Genomic DNA, 16,573 nt, shown 5'->3' on the forward strand with positions numbered 1-16,573 from the left:
CCCGATCCAGAGGGCATGTTATTATCCGCGCGTGATCCACAGCAGGATCAGCATCATCACCGGCACGGCGGCCACGGCTGGGGCATACAGCCCCGGCACGCCCCAGGTGGCGATGGCAAGCCCCCACAGGGCGACGGCCGCGGCCACAAGGAAATAGGTGAAGGCAAGGCCGCTGCTAAGAAAAGCGCGCAAGCTGAACGCGGCCGGGACGGCCCCGGCCTGGGTATCGTTATGCATGAATTCGGGTCTCCTGTTTCGGCGTGAACGATCCCTATCGCCGCCACCGCGCCGGGGGGGAATGGCCCATCTTGCCGCACTGCGACATAATGCCGTCACGCGCGCCGGTTTCAGCGCCGGTGCGGCAGAATTATCCGGTCAGGCCGGTCAGAAAGCCGCTCAGATCGTCAGTGTGGTGATGAATGTGGTCGGCCGGCTGCGGCTCGGGCGCCACATGCACGGTGCGCATTCCCATCGCGTGGGGCGCGGCCAGGTTGCGCGGGTCATCCTCGAACATCGCGGCAGTGGCGGGGTCGATCCCGTCGGCGGCGAACACCGCCTCGAACGCCGCGCGCTCGGGCTTGGGGCGAAAACCGGCATGTTCCACGCCGTATACCGCGTCGAACACCCCCGACAGCCCCCGCGCCGCCAGCACCCGCTCGGCGTAAGGGGCCGAGCCGTTGGTATAGACGATGCGCCGCCCCGGCAGCGCCGCGATCCCGGCCCGCAGCGTGGGGTCGGGGTGCAGATGGCCAAGGTCGATTTCATGCACATGGGTCAGATAGGGCGCGGGATCGACGCCGTGCAGCGCCATCAGCCCGGCCAGCGTGGTGCCGTATTCGGCCCAGTAAAGTTTGCGCAGGCGGTTCGCCTCGGGCTGGTCCACGTTCAGCGCGTCCATCACATAGGCGGTCATGCGGATTTCAATCTGGTCGAACAGCCGCGCCGCGGGCGGGTAAAGCGTGTTGTCCAGATCGAAGACCCAGCCGCGCAGATGGGAAAAATGCCGTTTGACCATGCGCTCCACCTAGCGCCCTGCGTCAGTCTGTTCAATGGGCCGGGCTTGATCCGTGGGCCAATCGGGGAGTAGCGTGGCATATTGTCAGCCGGAGAACCCGATGAAAGACCTCAAAGCCGCCCACAAGGATGCCTATGCGCTGATCCTCGATGCGATCGACGTGGGTATCTACAAGCCTGGCGACCGGCTGGTGGAAAGCGAGTTGGCCGAGCGGTTCGGCGTATCGCGCACCCCCGTTCGCGAGGCATTGCAGCGGCTGGAGACGCAGTCGTTGCTGGCGCGCGACGGGCGCAGCCTGATCGTGGCGTCGCTGAACCACAACCAACTGGCCGAGCTTTACGTGGTGCGCGGCGAGTTGGAGGGGCTGGCCGCGCGGCTGGCCGCCCGCCACGCCACCGACGAGGAAATCAACGTGCTGCGCGCCATGGTCGAGGAGGACAAGGCGCTGCTGGGCGATCCCAACGCGATGTCGCGCGCCAACCGGCGGTTCCACAAGCAGGTACATCTGGCCTCGCATAACCGCTATCTGGTGCAGCAGCTTGACCTTGTGCACCGCTCCATGGCGCTGATGGCGACCACCTCGCTGGCGGCCGAGGGGCGGGGCGAGCGCGCCCTGGCCGAGCATCACGCGATCGTCGATGCGATCGCGGCGCGCGACGGCGACGCGGCCTACAAGGCGCTGAAATCGCATATCTCGACCGCGTTCGAGGCCCGGCTGCGGCTGGACGCGGCCGGTTACGGGACCGAAATCTAGGCCGGGGCCGTCAGCGCGGCGTCTTCGTCATCGGCGACCCCGTGCTGGGTCTTGTCCCAATAGAACGGCTTGATGACCATTTCCAGCAGGGCCTTGTAATTGGCGATCGCGGCCAGCGGGTAATACAGATGCAGGCTGGGCACCCAGACCCACAGCCAGCGTTTGCGCGCCAGGGTCGCCCCCGCGATGCCGATCGCGATATTCACCACCTCGCTGCACAGAAACAGCGACACCATTGCAGACAGGACCGGCGGCGACATGACCTGGCTCAGCGGGTGCGGCAGGCCCAGCACCAACAGCCAGAACGACCACATCAGCGGCACCAGCAGGAACTGGGTCAGCGTGCCCAGAAACAGCACCTGAAAACCCGCGAATTTCCACGGCCCCAACTGACGCCACAGCAGGACCGGATCGCGCATATGCACGGCCCAGGTCATGGCATAGCCCTTTAGCCAGCGCGACCGCTGCTTGATCCAGGGCCATAGCGCGCAGTTGGCCTCCTCCTCGGTCACGGTCGCGACCAGTTCGGTGCGATAGCCGTGTCGGGCCAGCCGGATGCCCAGATCTGCGTCCTCGGTCACGTTATGGGCGTCCCAGCCGCCCAGTTCCTCCAGCACCTGACGGCGAAAGAACAGCGTGGTGCCGCCCAGCGGCACGACCAACCCCATCCGCGCGATGCCGGGCAGGATGATCCGGAACCAGCCGGCATATTCGACGGTGAAACAGCGCGAGAACCAGTTCTTGCGGCTGTTATAGAAATCCAGCACGCCTTGCAGGCAGGCAACCTCGGGGCCGCGTTCGTGGAACAATCGCACGATGCGGTGGATCTGATCGGGGGCGGGCGCGTCTTCGGCATCATAGACCCCGATGATCGAGCCGCGGCAGAAATCCAGCGCGAAGTTCAGCGCGCGCGGCTTGGTCTTCAGGCTGCCGGTGGGCACGGTGATCACCCGCATCCAATAGGGCAGGCTGGCGCGCGCCAGCATCTCGCGCGTGGTGTCGTCATCCTCTTCGGTGACCAGACAGATATCGAGCAGCTCCTTGGGATATGTCAGCCGGCCCAGCCGGGCCACCAGCCGCGGCACGATATCCTGTTCGCGAAACAGCGGCACCATGACCGACACCACCGGCAGGCGGGCGATGGCCGGGCGTTCGGGCGGGGCGGTGGCGGCCTGTGCCTGGTTGCGGGCGCGCAGGGTGGTCACGGCGGCGGCGGCCTTCAGCGCGGTGGTCGCCGCCAGGGTCACGAACGCCCAGCCGGTCAGCAGGCTCAGCGTCGCGACCGGGGCCAGAACTGCCAGCAGCGCCAGCACGATCAGCCCGGTGGCCAGCGTCGTGCGTGGCCCGGCGGCGTACCAGTAGCGGCAGCTTTCGGCCTCGGCCACGCGGGTTTCGGCCTTTTGTGTCAGGCGGCGGTTGCGGGTGGCCAGGATGGCGCGGTGCAGGTTGCGCTCGCTGCTGAGCGCCATAACCGGGTCGCCGAAACTGTCGGGCAGGCGGCGGCGCAGGGTGGCGAACTGGTCGGGGCGGCAGGTGGCCACGATGGTGGCGCCGCCCAGCCGCCGCACCGGCAGCACGCCTTGGTCCAGACAGGTATTTATGCCGATCTCGTCGATCAGGCGCGGGTCGGGCGGCAGCGCGTCCAGATCGACGGGCAGGGCGCTGTATTGCCGGGCCAGCGCGGCGGTCAGCTGCGGTTCGGTGACCATGCCGTGGGCCAGAAGGATATCGCCCAGGCGCAAATCCTCGCGCGATTGCAGGGCCAGTGCGCGGGTCAGATCCGCAGGCGACAGCGCGCCGCTTTCCAGAAGGAAATCGCCCAGCGGTCGGCGGGTGGCGCGCCTGCGTGCCGGCAAGGGCGCAGTCAGGGGCGTTTCGACAAGGCGAAGCGTGGCGGCAGAGGTCATTGTGCACCCGGGTCGGAAGTGGTCGACCCAAAGGTGCGTAGGGATTGGTTAACGCACGGTTAACGTGTGCAAAAAAGCGGCGCCCGAAGGCGCCGTCTGGCTTAGCCGCGGGCGCCCATCGCCGCCACGAACCGCTCGAACAGGTAATAGCTGTCCTGCGGGCCGGGGCTGGCCTCGGGGTGGTATTGCACCGAAAAGACCGGGCGATCGGCCATGCGGATGCCGCAGTTCGAGCCGTCGAACAGCGACACATGGGTTTCCTTGACGTCGCGCGGCAGGGTCTGGCTGTCCACGGTGAAGCCGTGGTTCATGCTTGTGATCTCGACCTTGCCGGTTTCCAGATCCTTGACCGGATGGTTCGCGCCGTGATGGCCGTGATTCATCTTGATCGTCTTGGCGCCCAGCGCCAGTGCCAGCATCTGGTGGCCCAGGCAGATGCCGAAAACCGGCAGGTCGGCGTCCAGCACCTTGCGGATCATCGGCACCGCATAGGCGCCGGTCGCGGCCGGATCGCCGGGGCCGTTCGACAGGAACACGCCTTCGGGGTTCAGTGCCAGCACATCCTGGGCGCTTGCGGTGGCGGGCAGCACGGTGACGTCGCAACCGGCCGAGGCCAGGCAGCGCAGGATGTTGCGCTTGGCGCCATAGTCGATTGCCACGACCCGGCGGCCGGGCGTGTCGCGTTTGGTATAGCCTTCGGGCCAGGACCAGCGCTTTTCGTCCCAGCGATAAGACTGGGCGCAGGTCACGTCCTTGGCCAGATCCAGCCCTTCGAGCCCGGAAAAGGCGCGCGCCTTGGCGACCAGCGCTTCGATGTCGAACCGGCCTTCGGGATCATGGGCCAGCGCCACATGCGGCGCGCCCTGCTGACGGATGGCGCGGGTCAGGCGGCGGGTGTCGATGCCGCCGATGCCGATCCGGCCGCGCCGGGCCAGCCAGCCCTGCAATGGTTCGGCCGCGCGCCAGTTACTGGGCTCGGTTGGATCCCATTTCACCACCATGCCGGCGGCGACGGGATCGGCGGTTTCGTCATCTTCGGGGTTCACACCGACATTGCCCACATGCGGGAACGTGAAGGTCACGACCTGGCCCGCATAGGACGGATCGGTCATGATTTCCTGATAGCCGGTCATCGCCGTGTTGAAGCACAGCTCGGCCACGGTTTCGCCGGTGGCGCCGAAGCCGTGTCCGTAGAACACGGTCCCGTTGGCAAGCGTCAGGCAGGCGGTGGGGCGATTTTGCGGGCTGGCGGCGGGCATGGCGTGCTCCAAGGCTCAAATTGCGCGGAACCTAGGCGTCGGCACCGGAAGGGTCAAGGGGGTAGGCAAAATGCCTTTTCTTTGAAAATCAAGGTCTTGAGTTTTCAGCCCCGCGGTTGCGCCTCGGGGCGGGAGCGGGTATTTTCCAAGGCTCGGACTCACGGGGATACAAAACCGACATGGATATGAGAACGCGCATCGCCGCCGGCATGAAGGATGCGATGAAAAACAAGGAGGCCGAGCGGCTGTCAACGCTTCGGCTGATCAATGCTGCGATCAAGGACATGGACATCGCCCGCCGCGGTGAGGAGGGCGATCAGGGCGTGTCGGACGAGGACGTGCTGCAGATTTTGGGCCGGATGGTCAAGCAGCGCAAGGAAAGTGCGCGCGCCTATGAGGAAGGCGGGCGGCTGGATCTGGCCGAACGCGAACGCGCCGAGATCGTGGTGATCGAGGGGTATCTGCCCAAGCAGCTTTCGGGTGGCGAGGTGGACGCGGCGATCGGTGCGGCGATTGCCGAAACCGGGGCCGAGTCGATCCGCGACATGGGCAAGGTCATGGGCGCGCTGAAGGCGAAATATACCGGGCAGATGGATTTCGGCGCGGTCGGCCCGATGGTGAAGGACCGGCTGGGCTGATCCGGTCTGATCCGGTCGCGCACCTGCGGCGCAAGTCTTTTGTCTGCGCCGCAGGTGGCGGCGGGAGTATTTGCGCCAAGGTGAAGTTGAAAGGGATTTGGCTGTCACCCCGGCTGAAAACCCTTATGGGCGCGCTGCGTCCGCCAGGGCCTGTTGCAGCGCGTCGTGCAGGGCCAGCCGTTCCTCAGGCGTCAGGAAGGCGCCGATCTCGACCTCGCGTTCACCGCCCTTGAGGGTCAGGTAGTTTTCCACCGGGCCGCCCTTGGGGTGGATCCGCACGCTGACCCAATAGGGGTTGGCGTACCAGTGCCGGTCGGGGCCGCGGGGCTCATGCCGGGTGAGTTCCACCCGGTCGGGCCACAGGCGCAGTTCCTCCAGCACCGAGCCGTCCTTGTAGGACCGTTCCAGCAGCAGCCACAGCAATGCCAGCGCGCCCAGCATGAAGGGCAACAGCCCCCACAGGATCGGCGTGCCCAGCACCGCGACCAGCGGCAGCAGGATCAGGGCGAAGGTGACGGCGATGAAGAAGACGAAGCCACGGCGCGGCAGCGAGCGGTAGGGCCACAGATGCAGCACCGCCCGGGGCGGGGCCCCCGCCGCATGCAAAGAGGCCCCGGAATGATCCGGGGCCCCCTGCAATTTCTTGTCCCATTCGTAGGGCATTCAGTGGGCGTGGCCCTTGTCCCAGTCTTCCTGCTTGGGGAGCGTTTCGAACGTATGCTCCGGCGGCGGCGACGAGACGGTCCATTCCAGCGTGTCTGCCCATTCGTTCCAGTAGTTGTTTTCGGTCACGCGCTTGCCTGCGAACAGGGTGTAAAACACGATGCCGATGAAGAACACGAAGGACGCGAAGGAAAGGAAGGCGCCCCAGCTGGAGACTTCGTTCCAGTAGGCGAACTGCTCAGGATAGTCGATATAGCGACGCGGCATGCCCTGACGGCCCAGGAAGTGCTGGGGGAAGAAGGTCAGGTTGGCGCCGATGAACATCATCCAGAAGTGCAGCTTGCCGGCCCATTCGGGATACTGGCGCCCCGACATCTTGGCGAAGTAGTAGTAGATACCGGCGAAGATGGCGAAGACGGCGCCAAGGCTCATCACATAGTGGAAGTGCGCCACCACGTAATAGGTGTCGTGATAGGCGCGGTCGACGCCGGCCTGGCTGAGAACGATGCCGGTCACGCCGCCCACGGTGAACAGGAACAGAAAGCCGAAGGCCCAGAGCATCGGCGTCTTGAACTCGATCGAGCCGCCCCACATCGTGGCGATCCAGCTGAACACCTTCACGCCGGTGGGGACCGCGATGACCATGGTGGCCATCATGAAGTAGGACTGCTGCGACAGGCTCAGGCCCACGGTATACATGTGGTGCGCCCAGACGACGAAGCCCAGCACGCCGATCGCGACCATCGCATAGACCATCGGCAGGTAGCCGAAGACCGGCTTGCGCGAGAAGGTGGCGATGACGTGGCTGATGATGCCGAAGCCCGGCAGGATGATGATATACACCTCGGGGTGGCCGAAGAACCACAGGATGTGCTGATACAGGATCGGGTCACCGCCGCCTTCCGGCTGGAAGAAGGTGGTGCCGAAGTTGCGGTCGGTCAGCAGCATGGTGATGGCGCCGGCCAGAACCGGCAGCGACAGCAGGATCAGCCATGCGGTGACGAAGATCGACCACGAAAACAGCGGCACCTTGTGCAGTGTCATGCCCGGTGCGCGCATGTTCAGGAAGGTGGTGATCATGTTGATCGCGCCCAGGATCGACGATGCGCCCGAGACGTGGACCGCGAAAATCGCCAGATCCATCGAATAGCCGCCCTCGTTGGTCGACAGCGGCGGGTACAGAACCCAGCCCACGCCCGACCCCATCTGGCCATTGCCGCCGGGGCTGAACACCGACAGGACCGCCAGGGTGGTGCCGCTGACATACAGCCAGTAGCTGAGGTTGTTGAGACGCGGAAACGCCATGTCCGGCGCGCCGATCTGCAGCGGCATGAAGAAGTTGCCGAAGCCGCCGAACAGGGCGGGGATCACGACGAAGAACATCATCAGGATGCCGTGGCCGGTGATCAGAACGTTCCACAGGTGCCCGTTCGGGGTGCATTCACCCGCGGCGGCGGCAGTCAGGCGCGCGCCTTCCTGGCACATGTACTGAACGCCGGGGTCCATCAGTTCCATCCGCATGTAGACGGTGAAAAGCACCGACACGAAGCCGACGGCGCCCGCGGTGAAAAGATAGAGGATCCCGATGTCTTTGTGATTCGTGGACATGAACCAGCGCGTGAAGAATCCCCGCGAATCGTGTCCGTCGTGGCTGTGAATGGCTGCGTCCGCCATGCGATGCCTCCCGTTCCTGCTGTTGAAGCGGAAGGATCCCAATCCTGCCGCACGTTTCCCTGATCCCGTGTTTAATGCGCGCAGCCAAGGGGGGCAATGCTCCGATACGTCGCAGCAGCGGATTTCCCGCAGGGCCGCCGCAGGCATTGTGCACGGGGATTGGCAGGCAAATTACGCCCGCCTTGGCGAAAGGCAACATATATCTGAATGTGCATTTGAAATCCGGATTTTAAGGACGGGGCTTTACCCCGTTTCGAACACCTGCGCGAAGGTCTTTTTCAGCGCCACATCCACGTCGCCCATCGTGACCGGCAGGCCCAGATCGACCAGGCTTGTCACCCCGTGCTCGCGGATGCCGCAGGGCACGATGCCGTCGAAATGGTTCAGATCAGGTTCGACATTGATCGACAGCCCGTGAAAGCTGACCCATTTGCGCAGCCGCACCCCGATCGCGGCGATCTTGTCTTCGCGCGGGGTGCCGTCCGGGTTCAGCGGCTTGTCGTCGCGCACCACCCAGACGCCGACCCGGCCCTCGCGGCGCTCGCCCTTGACGTTGAATTCGGCCAGGGTGGCGATCACCCAGTCCTCCATCCGCTGCACGAACTGGCGCACATCGCGGCCGCGTGCGCCCACGTTCAGCATCACATAGGCCACGCGCTGGCCCGGACCGTGATAGGTGTATTGCCCGCCGCGCCGGGTGTCATGGACCGGGAACCGGCCCGGATCGGTCAGATCCTCGGAGCGGGCCGAGGTGCCGGCGGTGTAAAGCGGCGGATGTTCGACCAGCCAGATCGCCTCATTCGCGTCGCCCGCGGCGATGGCGGCGGCGCGTGCCTCCATTTCGGTCACGGCGATTTCATAGGGGGTCAATCCCTGTGATGTCAGCCAGTCCACCATGGTTGGCGTCCCCCCTTGCAGCCTCAAACCTTGACAGGAATCGGGAATCGCCCTGACACTCTTGCCATTCTTACGCGCATTCACATGCGGCGGCGTTTTGCCGGCTGCACAATTTCAGGAAGGGAAGCCATGCTCAAGCAGCAAATTTCAATGGCCGTACTGGCCGCCTCTCTGGCCGTGACCCCGGTGACCCGTGCCGCCGCCGATGCCGGCGATGTCGCTGCGGGCGTTCTGTTGGGGGTGATCGGATCGGCTGCGGTGAATTCCGCCAACAAGAAGAAGACCACCACCAAAAAGGTCTATGTGGCGCCGTCGGTGTCGTCGGCGCAGCGGGCGGAAAACCGAGAGGTGCAGACCTCGCTGAACTATTTCGGCTTCCCGGCGGGGACCCCGGACGGGGTGATGGGCCGCAATTCCCGCGCGGCAGTCTCGCAGTATCAGGCGTTCATGGGCTATCCGCCGACCGGGCAGTTGACGGCATATGAAAGTCAGTTCCTGACCAGTTCTTATCACCGCGCGATCGCCGGCGGTCAGGCGACGCTGCAACTGGCCTCGACCAACCCGATGGGGCTGAAAGGGGTGTTGAAAAGTTATCAGCAGGAAATGGCGGCCCCCGCCGCGACCATGGCCGCCACCGGCACCATGGCCGCCGCGCCGGGCACGATGATCGTCGTGGCCCCCCAGGCCGCGGCCCCCGCTGCCACCGTGGCCGCAGCCCCCGCCGCACCCGTGGCAGAGGCCCCTGTAGAGGCCGCAGCGCTGCCCAGCTTCGCCGCGTCGTCGTCGCTGCCGAATTTCATGGGCGGATCGAAGGCGGTCTCGCTGGCGTCGCATTGCAACAAGGTCAGCCTGCTGACCAATACCAATGGCGGTTTCGTCACCGAAGCGGCGATGACAGACGCCAATTTCGCGCTGAACGAACAGTTCTGCCTAGCCCGGACCTATGCGATTTCGCAGGGCGAGGAGATGGCCGCGCGGATTCCGGGCTTCACCCCCGATCAGATCGCCCAGCAGTGTGCGGCCTTCGGTCCGGCGCTGAAAGAGCAGGTGGCTGCGCTGTCGCTGAAGCCTCAGGCCGAGGTGATGCGCGATGTGGGCAGCTTCGTGCTGCAATCGGGCATGGCCCCGGCCGAGCTGTCGGGGACCGCCAAGGTCTGTCTGTCGGTGGGCTACCGCACCGATGACATGGATGTGGCGCTGGCCTCGGCACTGCTGCTGTCGGTGCTGGGCGAGCCGGTCTATGCCGAACTGCTGGGCCATCACCTGAGCCAGGGCTTCGGCGCGTCCAGACGGCCCGATCTGTCGCTGGCCTGGTATCAGACCGGGCTGGACGCGATCACCAAGGGCGCGCAGCCGGTTTTTGCCCCGGGCCAGCCCGAGCGCGCGGGGCTGATCCGCAAGGCGGCCTATCAGGTCGGCGGGGCCGCTGATGCGGCGGCATCCCCGGCACTGCCCACGGTTCAGCCGGCGGCGCTGCCGACATTCCAGGTCGAAAACTAAGCCGTGCGGCATTGCGGCGGGGGCCGACCGGTCGGCCCCCGCGCGTGCATTTCGGAAGGCACAAAAATGCACTTCACATCGCGGGGGCAAATCGCTATGTAACCGCGCACTACCTGATCACGTGCGGTCGTGGCGGAATGGTAGACGCGCAGCGTTGAGGTCGCTGTGGGGTAACACCCGTGGAAGTTCGAGTCTTCTCGACCGCACCAAATACTTGCCTTTGGCATCCCCTTGAATTACAAGAAAACCCTGAAAATCAGGCCTTTTCGAAGGTCTGGGGATCGAAGGTTTTTGCACAGACTTTGCACAAAGTTTGCACAAAAGGGGTTTGACCAGTGGAGAAGATTGAAGGCGCGAAGCTCATTGGAAGCACTTGGCACTACTACAAACGGGTGCCCAAGAGACTCGTCGAATCCTTCGATCTGGCGTCTATGTTCCAGCACTACAAGAACGGGTTCATACGCGGGTCGATGAAGACTCAGGACCCCTATGAGGCGAAGCGACGGTCCCGTGACATGCTCAATCGCCTCGACAAATTGGAGGCCAAGCTGGATTCCGTGGCAGGGCGTGTGGAAGGTTACTGGGGGCTGACGCCCTCAGAACAAGAACGATTGAGAGCCGACATTGCCAAGAACGTTTCGGCTCTGCCTCCGGACCAACGCCAGCTAATTCAGAAGACCGGCGGCGTTAGCATGGCTATGGACGCTATGGATGACCATGAAGCTTCTGCCGCGTTCATGTCCGTTGGGCTGGGCGCTGACTATCGCGTGAAAGATGACGTTGGCGAGCCATATGACTCTGACGAACGTGAGATTGAAGAGGCGGCGGACGCGTCGTTTCTGGCGTTGCAGGAAAAGAAGGGTAAGGCTTTACGGGACGCGCTGAGCGCTGCTGAGGTCATCGAACCTGCGACGGATGCAGTCTCGGGGTTGCGCGGCCTTCTGGACAAGTTTTGCGAGGCCAAGGGCTACCTTCACACTGCGACCATTAAGAACAAGACACGCGGCCAATACGAATACGCGGTTCGCCGGTTTGTTGAGTACCATGGCGATTTGGCTGTTGCCGATCTTACCCGAAAGCACCTTTCCGACTTTGCGGCGGACTTCCTCAAGTTGCCGGTATCGTCGCGGAAGGACGTTCGCCCGCTGGCGTTTTGGGATGCGGTGAAGATCGCAGATGCCGAAGGCCTACCGCGCGCCTCTGTCAGGACGCGGGACCAGAACTTGACCCTTCTCAAGTCCCTAATGACTTTTGCGGTAGATGAAGGGGACCGCGAAGCACCGGACCCTTGGAGTAGGTACAACCCGACTGTTGCCAAACAGAAGGTTAGCGCGTCCCGCGCCAAGAAAAAGCACGTTTTCAACCGGGATGAAGTGAAGCGTATCGTGGCGCAGGCCAAGAAGACACGTGACCCCAACACCGTGGATTATTGGGGGCCGTTGTTTGGCGCGTTTCATGGACTGCGTATCGAAGAGGTATCGCAGATAGGTGTTAGCGACTTGACTACGGAAGAGGGTTTCCTGTGCGTCTCTGTGACGGATGAGGCGGAGCTACAGAAGGTCAAGAACGAGAATACGTTCAGGACAATCCCGGTGCACAGCGGGCTTGTCGAACTTGGCTTTGAAGGCTTTGTTACGCGCCGCCGTCAGGCGGGTGGCGCCATGCTGTTCATGGAAGCTGAGCGATGGGGCGGAAAGCTTCATGAGATTGCCCATGATGGGCAGGGGCGTTTCGGAACGATGTATGGTTCCCGCTTCCGCCGCGATGTGAAAGCGCTGGGTATCGAAGGGTACAAGGTCGGGTATCACAGTTTCCGGCACGCTTGGACCGACTTGGCCCGAAATGCGGATATCAATCCTGAGCATCGCCGCGCGCTTGCCGGGCGCGACAGCGACGCGGACAAGGACAAGGATGCTCCAAGAACTGACCTGACAGAAGACAGGTATGGACATGGTTTCAGCATCAAGATTTTGGCGGACAGCTTGAACAAATTGAAGCCGCTGGATTGATCTATTCGGCGATGACCCGTTTCGACCGTCCACATTTGTCAGTGATTCGTTTTTGTGGTATATGATGTGTCAAGAGAAAAATTTTCCCACACATCGGAAACACGAAAATGGCAATCGACAACCTGTCGTCGTTCAAGAAAATGCTGAGCGACGAAAACAACACCGAACTGAAATTCAAGGCGCAGGAAATCGCGGCCAGTTACATCGCCGAAGCAGCGCAGCGCGGTATCAACATGACGCTGGACGACTGCTACGCCTTGAGCGCTGTACGGCTGCATGTGCTCACCGGCGAGCGCATCAATGACAACTGGATGGACGAAGCCGAAGGAACGCTGGAGTCCTTCCAGAAGGCCGCAGAAGAAAAGGCAATCATGGAAGCGGTAAACGACGCCAAGAACGACCGCCACGAAGAGGCCCGCAAGGCTTTGGAAGACGAACTGTCCAAACTCTCGCCCGGTGAGCGCATGGCACGCGCCCGCCAGCTTGGTCAGCGCCTTCCCGGCCCGAAGACTGGCGAACAGAAGGCACCTATGACACCCGACGAAAAGGCCCGCGCGCTGGCAGAAATGGAACGCTTGCCTGCCAGTATGAAAATGGCGCGGTATCGCGAGACGTTCGGATGAAATACGTCAGCAATTCGGACATGGCGGAATCTGTGAACCACTCGCTGGACGTATTCCAGAAGTTCCTGATGGTCGCGGGGCGTCCCGTGGCCCCGACTGAATCCATCCGCTCCCGGCGTTCCAACTGGATGGAAAAGGGGTATCCGGTCGATGCCGCCGTTGCCTTCCTCTATCGGCACTCTCGCCACTTTGGCGCACAGGCTGAGGCCCGCTTGCGGGAACTGGCACGTCCAGCGGTTCGCGAGGCAGTGTGATGACCGGTGTAGCTGAACGCATCTTGACGACGTTGCGCCGGTACGGCGCGGACCCGCGTTCGATGTTCGAACCCTGCCCAACCGGCGGTTGGCTCTGGACCGGGCCGGGTGGCGATTACAGTTTTGTCACATCGGAAGAGCGCCAGCACATTATTCGGGTGATCGAAAATGAACGTACTTGAAGACGGATCAATCCCAATGACGCGGGAAGACGAAGAGGCGTTCAGCCGCTTTGTTGTCTTCGAGTCGATGACTTTCCAAGACGCCTTTATTGAAAGCCGCCCCGGCCCTCGCCCTGAGCGTTCAGACTCGGCGCGCGTTCAGGCTTCACGCATGGCGAAGCGTACTGAGGCACGCCGGGCCTTCTTGGCGAAGCAAAAGGCCGCTGCTACCGCGCCCGTCGAAGTTTCGACCGACCCGCAATCCATTCTACTGTTGATGGACCAAGTATCCGCCGCGTTGCTTCAAGCGTCCAAGGTGGCGAAGGCGCATGGCGCTGATCGGCTGGCGAATACCCTGCGGCAATCCTTGACTCGGCACGTTGGGCGGCATTCGCGGGTATCGCAGCGGGTCGAAAATCCGGGCGCGGTGCGGGCTGCCGATGAAGGCGACGTGGAACGGCTGGCCCGCCGCGTCTTGGAGATTGAGCCATGAGCCAAATCGAAGCTTTGACTTATGTCTGTGTAACCTCATTGGAGGAACTGAAGGCTGGTGTGGCTGCCTTGGAAGACGCGGACAGCCGTACGATTGACGCACGGTTGAGGGCGCTTGAAAGTACCGCGACGACGCTCAGCGGCGGGCTGGACAAGCTTTCAAAGTGGCTTGATGACCTGCCGCCGGGTGATCCCAGCGCCGCACAGAAAGGCCCCGTAAAGCCCGTTGACGATGGTGGGTTGCTTCTGCGCGCAGCACAGCGGCTTGGGTCAATCAATGATCTACAGTGATCTTCCAGCAACCGTTCTGGTGAACGACAGTTTGCCCGCCACGCCAGAGGAAGCGATTGCCCGTGGCCTGAACCGGTATTTCACAGGCCTGCCATGCCGCAACGGTCACACCGCACCTCGCCGGGTAAAAGACCGCTACTGCACAGCCTGTAAATGCGCCGCCGAAAAACGCCGGTTGGCACGGCGCGCGAAAGAACAAACCGAATAGGCGGAACCCGAAACCGCCTTAGCGTCCCGGTCCATCCTTGTCAGGGCTGGGACGCGCACCCACCCGACCAACTTTAACGCCAAGACCCGACCGGAGGCACCACAATGAACTGGACCTGATAAATGCAATTCGAATTTAACCGCGAGACAAAAGCACGTATCCACTTGGCCATGCTTGAAAGCTTGCTGCCAGACATTCGTCCGACAGGAGGGATGCCGGATGATGACACCAGCCACGCCTTTGCGGAAACCGTAGCTTACGCCGAATACCCCGGTGAAGTTTTCGAACTGGCACGCGCCGTGGATGCTTTCACCGCAAAGGAACTGTATCGCGCGGACGTCCAATACGTGACCGTTGATGCCAGCGATTTGCGGGCTGCGTTGGATGTGGAAACCGTCAATCTGGCATTGCGCCTTTGTGGTATTCGCGCGCGTAGCGCGCATGGACGCCAAGTCCGTTGGACCGATGCGCCAGACCGCGAACCGACAATGCCGGTCACGCTGCCCGCAACCCTTCTGGAAGACTGGAACGCCGATTGATGGCAAAACCCAAACACGCAAACTACCGTCTTGACCGCCTTGGCGTCTTTCGCACGTCAGGCGGTGAGGCCGATTATTGCCGTCTGCCTTGTATGATCTACACCGATGCTGGCAACTTTGTCTGCAAGACGCAGAGCGACGTTGAAAAGGCGGTGCGCCTGCACTGTCACGCCGTTGGCATCTTTGATCCTGAACCAATCATCCAATGGGCCATGGAAACCGAAGTTGACGCAATCAACCCGCAAATGATCAAAGGCGGCGGGCAGCATACGGGCGTGGATGACGGTTGGCTGGTGTTCTGAAAAAGAAAAGGCGGCAGGGAACTGCGAACCCTACCGCCTCTCTAAGCAATCATCCTGACGGACGAATGTCTGTCTGCGTACATCTAACCACAATGCACAGTCAGAATACACATCCCTACTGGGAAATTCAAGGAATACAGCACATATGGTCGAAAAAAGTTTCTAGCATTGCCAGTGGCTTGCCCTGCAGTTTTTGGTATTTTCCCGCCTTGCTATACTTTTTGCTTGACTTGAGGAATTTTTCTTAAACCAAAGTGCGGAAATGATTCGACTCACTCCCTTGCCGAGTGTAAGTTGGGGGCAACTGAGGTCTAATCGGCTTCGTTCCTGCACTGCGTAAAACACGCCAATGGCGTGTCCGATCTAACCCAATCACGCAGCCAAGACAGTAAGCACCTTTTGCAGGGCCATTTGGCTCTGATGGCGGAGCTATGTCTGGCGGCTGCATAGGAGATACTGCGAATGGCACAACCTGCCAAAGAACAATCCGGCCCCAAACAGGCCACCATGAACAACGCCCACCTGCATGGCGAAGATCACCCCGAAATGCAGGCGCTGTTGCAGAAGCCGTTCGTCTTCATGCAGGGGCAACTCTGGGGCCAGCGCGACAACCGTAACACGCAAGACGGCAAGTGGACACGGGTTGAAATGCCTTTGCTCGCGTGGTTGATCGGTGCCGAAAAGGGTTCTGAACTGAACGGAAAACTTGTCACCGAAACATGGGGATTGACCCGTCATCCGGTTGCCCGGCGTAAAGAAGGTTCATCTATCGTTCTGGCGGATGCAATCGACGGCGCGCGGACGGATTCTGCAATCAAGACCATGTACGCCGTTGGGCTGGATATCGACTCCGGTGCATCGCTGGATGATGTTTTGGATAAGCTGGAAGACCTTGGCCTCTTCGCGTTGGTGTATACCAGCTTCAACAACGGCAAAACGCAGTTGGTGCTTAAGCATGACGATATCATGCGCAAGCTGAGTTTGGACGAGTCCCCGACGCTGGAACAGGTTCAGGAATACCTGCGGAACCATCACAAAGACCAGTATGATGAGTCCTTTATCGCAACCATTGAAATGGTCGAACCCCGCAAGCAAACAAAGGACGGTCTGCGGGTGGTGTTGAAAACGGCACCTTTGGACAAGTTCCGGGTAATCCTGCCGCTGTGGGAGCCGGTCGAGCTGTCCAATCTGGGCGCAACCGTCAACCAATGGAAGGACGTCTGGGCGGACGCCGTGACCGGCGTTGCCGTAAACCTTCTTGGTATCGAGAGTGTCCGATCTTCTGTGTAACTTCGGTTTGGTCCATGCTTCCTGAGAGGAGCAAGGACGATGACGATTTCCAAAGAACTGCTGGACGAACTTCTGAAGGGCTGCGAGCGGCCTGAGG

At 62.1% G+C, this 16,573-nt stretch carries 20 protein-coding genes and 1 tRNA gene; 14 read left to right on the forward strand and 7 right to left on the reverse strand.

Annotated features, from left to right (window positions below; translation table 11 throughout):
• Nucleotides 1-21: 21 nt before the first annotated feature.
• Both ACSR1C_RS08500 and ACSR1C_RS08505 read right to left on the reverse strand, forming a co-directional pair.
• The gene (locus ACSR1C_RS08500; protein ID WP_460258604.1) at nt 22-237 is read right to left on the reverse strand and encodes a hypothetical protein; all 216 of its coding nucleotides are present in this window, start codon (nt 235-237) and stop codon (nt 22-24) included.
• 130 nt (nt 238-367) lie between these two features.
• Complete coding sequence (locus tag ACSR1C_RS08505) at nt 368-1,015, reverse strand: pyrimidine 5'-nucleotidase (RefSeq protein WP_460258603.1); 648 nt, start codon at nt 1,013-1,015, stop codon at nt 368-370.
• A 100-nt stretch (nt 1,016-1,115) separates the two neighbouring features.
• On the opposite strand from ACSR1C_RS08505, the gene ACSR1C_RS08510 reads away from it, so the two are divergent.
• Entirely contained in the window at nt 1,116-1,769 is a 654-nt protein-coding gene (locus ACSR1C_RS08510; RefSeq protein WP_460258602.1) for a GntR family transcriptional regulator, read from the forward strand.
• On the opposite strand, the gene ACSR1C_RS08515 is transcribed toward ACSR1C_RS08510, so the two are convergent.
• Together ACSR1C_RS08515 and carA are read right to left on the reverse strand one after the other, a co-directional pair.
• On the reverse strand, nt 1,766-3,676 hold the full coding sequence (locus ACSR1C_RS08515) for a glycosyltransferase family 2 protein (protein WP_460258601.1): 1,911 nt from the start codon (nt 3,674-3,676) through the stop codon (nt 1,766-1,768). The two genes, ACSR1C_RS08510 and ACSR1C_RS08515, sit on opposite strands and share 4 nt — an antisense overlap.
• A 101-nt stretch (nt 3,677-3,777) precedes the next feature.
• The gene (gene carA, locus ACSR1C_RS08520; RefSeq protein ID WP_460258600.1) at nt 3,778-4,935 is read right to left on the reverse strand and encodes a glutamine-hydrolyzing carbamoyl-phosphate synthase small subunit; all 1,158 of its coding nucleotides are present in this window, start codon (nt 4,933-4,935) and stop codon (nt 3,778-3,780) included.
• Between the two features lie 179 nt (nt 4,936-5,114).
• Here carA and ACSR1C_RS08525 point away from each other — a divergent pair, with 179 nt between their 5' ends.
• Nucleotides 5,115-5,573, forward strand: a complete 459-nt coding sequence (locus tag ACSR1C_RS08525) for a GatB/YqeY domain-containing protein (RefSeq protein ID WP_460258599.1) — start codon at nt 5,115-5,117, stop codon at nt 5,571-5,573.
• Between the two features lie 123 nt (nt 5,574-5,696).
• Here ACSR1C_RS08525 and ACSR1C_RS08530 read toward each other — a convergent pair whose 3' ends face one another.
• From ACSR1C_RS08530 to lipB, 3 genes are all read right to left on the reverse strand, one after another.
• Entirely contained in the window at nt 5,697-6,236 is a 540-nt protein-coding gene (locus ACSR1C_RS08530; RefSeq protein WP_460258598.1) for a DUF2244 domain-containing protein, read from the reverse strand.
• Entirely contained in the window at nt 6,237-7,910 is a 1,674-nt protein-coding gene (ctaD, locus tag ACSR1C_RS08535; protein WP_460258597.1) for a cytochrome c oxidase subunit I, read from the reverse strand.
• Nucleotides 7,911-8,153: 243 nt separating this feature from the next.
• Nucleotides 8,154-8,807: a lipoyl(octanoyl) transferase LipB gene (gene lipB / locus ACSR1C_RS08540; RefSeq protein ID WP_460258596.1), complete on the reverse strand. Its 654-nt coding sequence runs from the start codon at nt 8,805-8,807 to the stop codon at nt 8,154-8,156.
• Nucleotides 8,808-8,936: 129 nt separating this feature from the next.
• Between lipB and ACSR1C_RS08545 the strand changes: the two genes are divergently transcribed.
• The 12 genes from ACSR1C_RS08545 to ACSR1C_RS08600 all read left to right on the forward strand — a co-directional run bounded on the left by ACSR1C_RS08545 (nt 8,937) and on the right by ACSR1C_RS08600 (nt 16,476).
• Nucleotides 8,937-10,307, forward strand: coding sequence for a peptidoglycan-binding domain-containing protein (locus ACSR1C_RS08545; protein WP_460258595.1), 1,371 nt, complete (start codon nt 8,937-8,939; stop codon nt 10,305-10,307).
• Between the two features lie 123 nt (nt 10,308-10,430).
• Nucleotides 10,431-10,516, forward strand: a tRNA-Leu gene (locus tag ACSR1C_RS08550).
• 126 nt (nt 10,517-10,642) lie between these two features.
• Nucleotides 10,643-12,316: a DUF6538 domain-containing protein gene (locus ACSR1C_RS08555; RefSeq protein ID WP_460258594.1), complete on the forward strand. Its 1,674-nt coding sequence runs from the start codon at nt 10,643-10,645 to the stop codon at nt 12,314-12,316.
• 107 nt (nt 12,317-12,423) lie between these two features.
• Entirely contained in the window at nt 12,424-12,939 is a 516-nt protein-coding gene (locus ACSR1C_RS08560) for a hypothetical protein (RefSeq protein WP_460258593.1), read from the forward strand.
• The gene (locus tag ACSR1C_RS08565) at nt 12,936-13,193 is read left to right on the forward strand and encodes a hypothetical protein (protein ID WP_460258592.1); all 258 of its coding nucleotides are present in this window, start codon (nt 12,936-12,938) and stop codon (nt 13,191-13,193) included. Before ACSR1C_RS08560 ends, ACSR1C_RS08565 begins: the two co-directional genes overlap by 4 nt.
• Nucleotides 13,193-13,375, forward strand: a complete 183-nt coding sequence (locus ACSR1C_RS08570) for a hypothetical protein (RefSeq protein WP_462596919.1) — start codon at nt 13,193-13,195, stop codon at nt 13,373-13,375. Before ACSR1C_RS08565 ends, ACSR1C_RS08570 begins: the two co-directional genes overlap by 1 nt.
• Entirely contained in the window at nt 13,362-13,847 is a 486-nt protein-coding gene (locus ACSR1C_RS08575) for a hypothetical protein (RefSeq protein ID WP_460258591.1), read from the forward strand. The genes ACSR1C_RS08570 and ACSR1C_RS08575 overlap by 14 nt, the downstream gene beginning before the upstream one ends.
• Entirely contained in the window at nt 13,844-14,137 is a 294-nt protein-coding gene (locus tag ACSR1C_RS08580) for a hypothetical protein (protein WP_460258590.1), read from the forward strand. Before ACSR1C_RS08575 ends, ACSR1C_RS08580 begins: the two co-directional genes overlap by 4 nt.
• Nucleotides 14,124-14,345, forward strand: a complete 222-nt coding sequence (locus tag ACSR1C_RS08585) for a hypothetical protein (RefSeq protein ID WP_460258589.1) — start codon at nt 14,124-14,126, stop codon at nt 14,343-14,345. The genes ACSR1C_RS08580 and ACSR1C_RS08585 overlap by 14 nt, the downstream gene beginning before the upstream one ends.
• A 122-nt stretch (nt 14,346-14,467) precedes the next feature.
• The gene (locus ACSR1C_RS08590) at nt 14,468-14,884 is read left to right on the forward strand and encodes a hypothetical protein (RefSeq protein ID WP_460258588.1); all 417 of its coding nucleotides are present in this window, start codon (nt 14,468-14,470) and stop codon (nt 14,882-14,884) included.
• Nucleotides 14,884-15,186, forward strand: a complete 303-nt coding sequence (locus ACSR1C_RS08595) for a hypothetical protein (RefSeq protein ID WP_460258587.1) — start codon at nt 14,884-14,886, stop codon at nt 15,184-15,186. The genes ACSR1C_RS08590 and ACSR1C_RS08595 overlap by 1 nt, the downstream gene beginning before the upstream one ends.
• A gap of 462 nt (nt 15,187-15,648) precedes the next feature.
• Entirely contained in the window at nt 15,649-16,476 is an 828-nt protein-coding gene (locus tag ACSR1C_RS08600; protein ID WP_460258586.1) for a hypothetical protein, read from the forward strand.
• Nucleotides 16,477-16,573 lie beyond the last annotated feature (97 nt).

The sequence above is a fragment of the Actibacterium sp. D185-2 genome (genome assembly GCF_054954595.1).

What these genes read in the sequence shown, in the direction of transcription:
- ACSR1C_RS08500 (WP_460258604.1), bottom strand. Translation starts at nt 237, where the DNA reads ATGCATAACGATACCCAGGCCGGGGCCGTCCCGGCCGCGTTCAGCTTG.
- ACSR1C_RS08505 (WP_460258603.1), bottom strand. Translation starts at nt 1,015, where the DNA reads ATGGTCAAACGGCATTTTTCCCATCTGCGCGGCTGGGTCTTCGATCTG.
- ACSR1C_RS08510 (WP_460258602.1), top strand. Translation starts at nt 1,116, where the DNA reads ATGAAAGACCTCAAAGCCGCCCACAAGGATGCCTATGCGCTGATCCTC.
- ACSR1C_RS08515 (WP_460258601.1), bottom strand. Translation starts at nt 3,676, where the DNA reads ATGACCTCTGCCGCCACGCTTCGCCTTGTCGAAACGCCCCTGACTGCG.
- carA (WP_460258600.1), bottom strand. Translation starts at nt 4,935, where the DNA reads ATGCCCGCCGCCAGCCCGCAAAATCGCCCCACCGCCTGCCTGACGCTT.
- ACSR1C_RS08525 (WP_460258599.1), top strand. Translation starts at nt 5,115, where the DNA reads ATGGATATGAGAACGCGCATCGCCGCCGGCATGAAGGATGCGATGAAA.
- ACSR1C_RS08530 (WP_460258598.1), bottom strand. Translation starts at nt 6,236, where the DNA reads ATGCCCTACGAATGGGACAAGAAATTGCAGGGGGCCCCGGATCATTCC.
- ctaD (WP_460258597.1), bottom strand. Translation starts at nt 7,910, where the DNA reads ATGGCGGACGCAGCCATTCACAGCCACGACGGACACGATTCGCGGGGA.
- lipB (WP_460258596.1), bottom strand. Translation starts at nt 8,807, where the DNA reads ATGGTGGACTGGCTGACATCACAGGGATTGACCCCCTATGAAATCGCC.
- ACSR1C_RS08545 (WP_460258595.1), top strand. Translation starts at nt 8,937, where the DNA reads ATGCTCAAGCAGCAAATTTCAATGGCCGTACTGGCCGCCTCTCTGGCC.
- ACSR1C_RS08560 (WP_460258593.1), top strand. Translation starts at nt 12,424, where the DNA reads ATGGCAATCGACAACCTGTCGTCGTTCAAGAAAATGCTGAGCGACGAA.
- ACSR1C_RS08565 (WP_460258592.1), top strand. Translation starts at nt 12,936, where the DNA reads ATGAAATACGTCAGCAATTCGGACATGGCGGAATCTGTGAACCACTCG.
- ACSR1C_RS08570 (WP_462596919.1), top strand. Translation starts at nt 13,193, where the DNA reads ATGACCGGTGTAGCTGAACGCATCTTGACGACGTTGCGCCGGTACGGC.
- ACSR1C_RS08575 (WP_460258591.1), top strand. Translation starts at nt 13,362, where the DNA reads ATGAACGTACTTGAAGACGGATCAATCCCAATGACGCGGGAAGACGAA.
- ACSR1C_RS08580 (WP_460258590.1), top strand. Translation starts at nt 13,844, where the DNA reads ATGAGCCAAATCGAAGCTTTGACTTATGTCTGTGTAACCTCATTGGAG.
- ACSR1C_RS08585 (WP_460258589.1), top strand. Translation starts at nt 14,124, where the DNA reads ATGATCTACAGTGATCTTCCAGCAACCGTTCTGGTGAACGACAGTTTG.
- ACSR1C_RS08590 (WP_460258588.1), top strand. Translation starts at nt 14,468, where the DNA reads ATGCAATTCGAATTTAACCGCGAGACAAAAGCACGTATCCACTTGGCC.
- ACSR1C_RS08595 (WP_460258587.1), top strand. Translation starts at nt 14,884, where the DNA reads ATGGCAAAACCCAAACACGCAAACTACCGTCTTGACCGCCTTGGCGTC.
- ACSR1C_RS08600 (WP_460258586.1), top strand. Translation starts at nt 15,649, where the DNA reads ATGGCACAACCTGCCAAAGAACAATCCGGCCCCAAACAGGCCACCATG.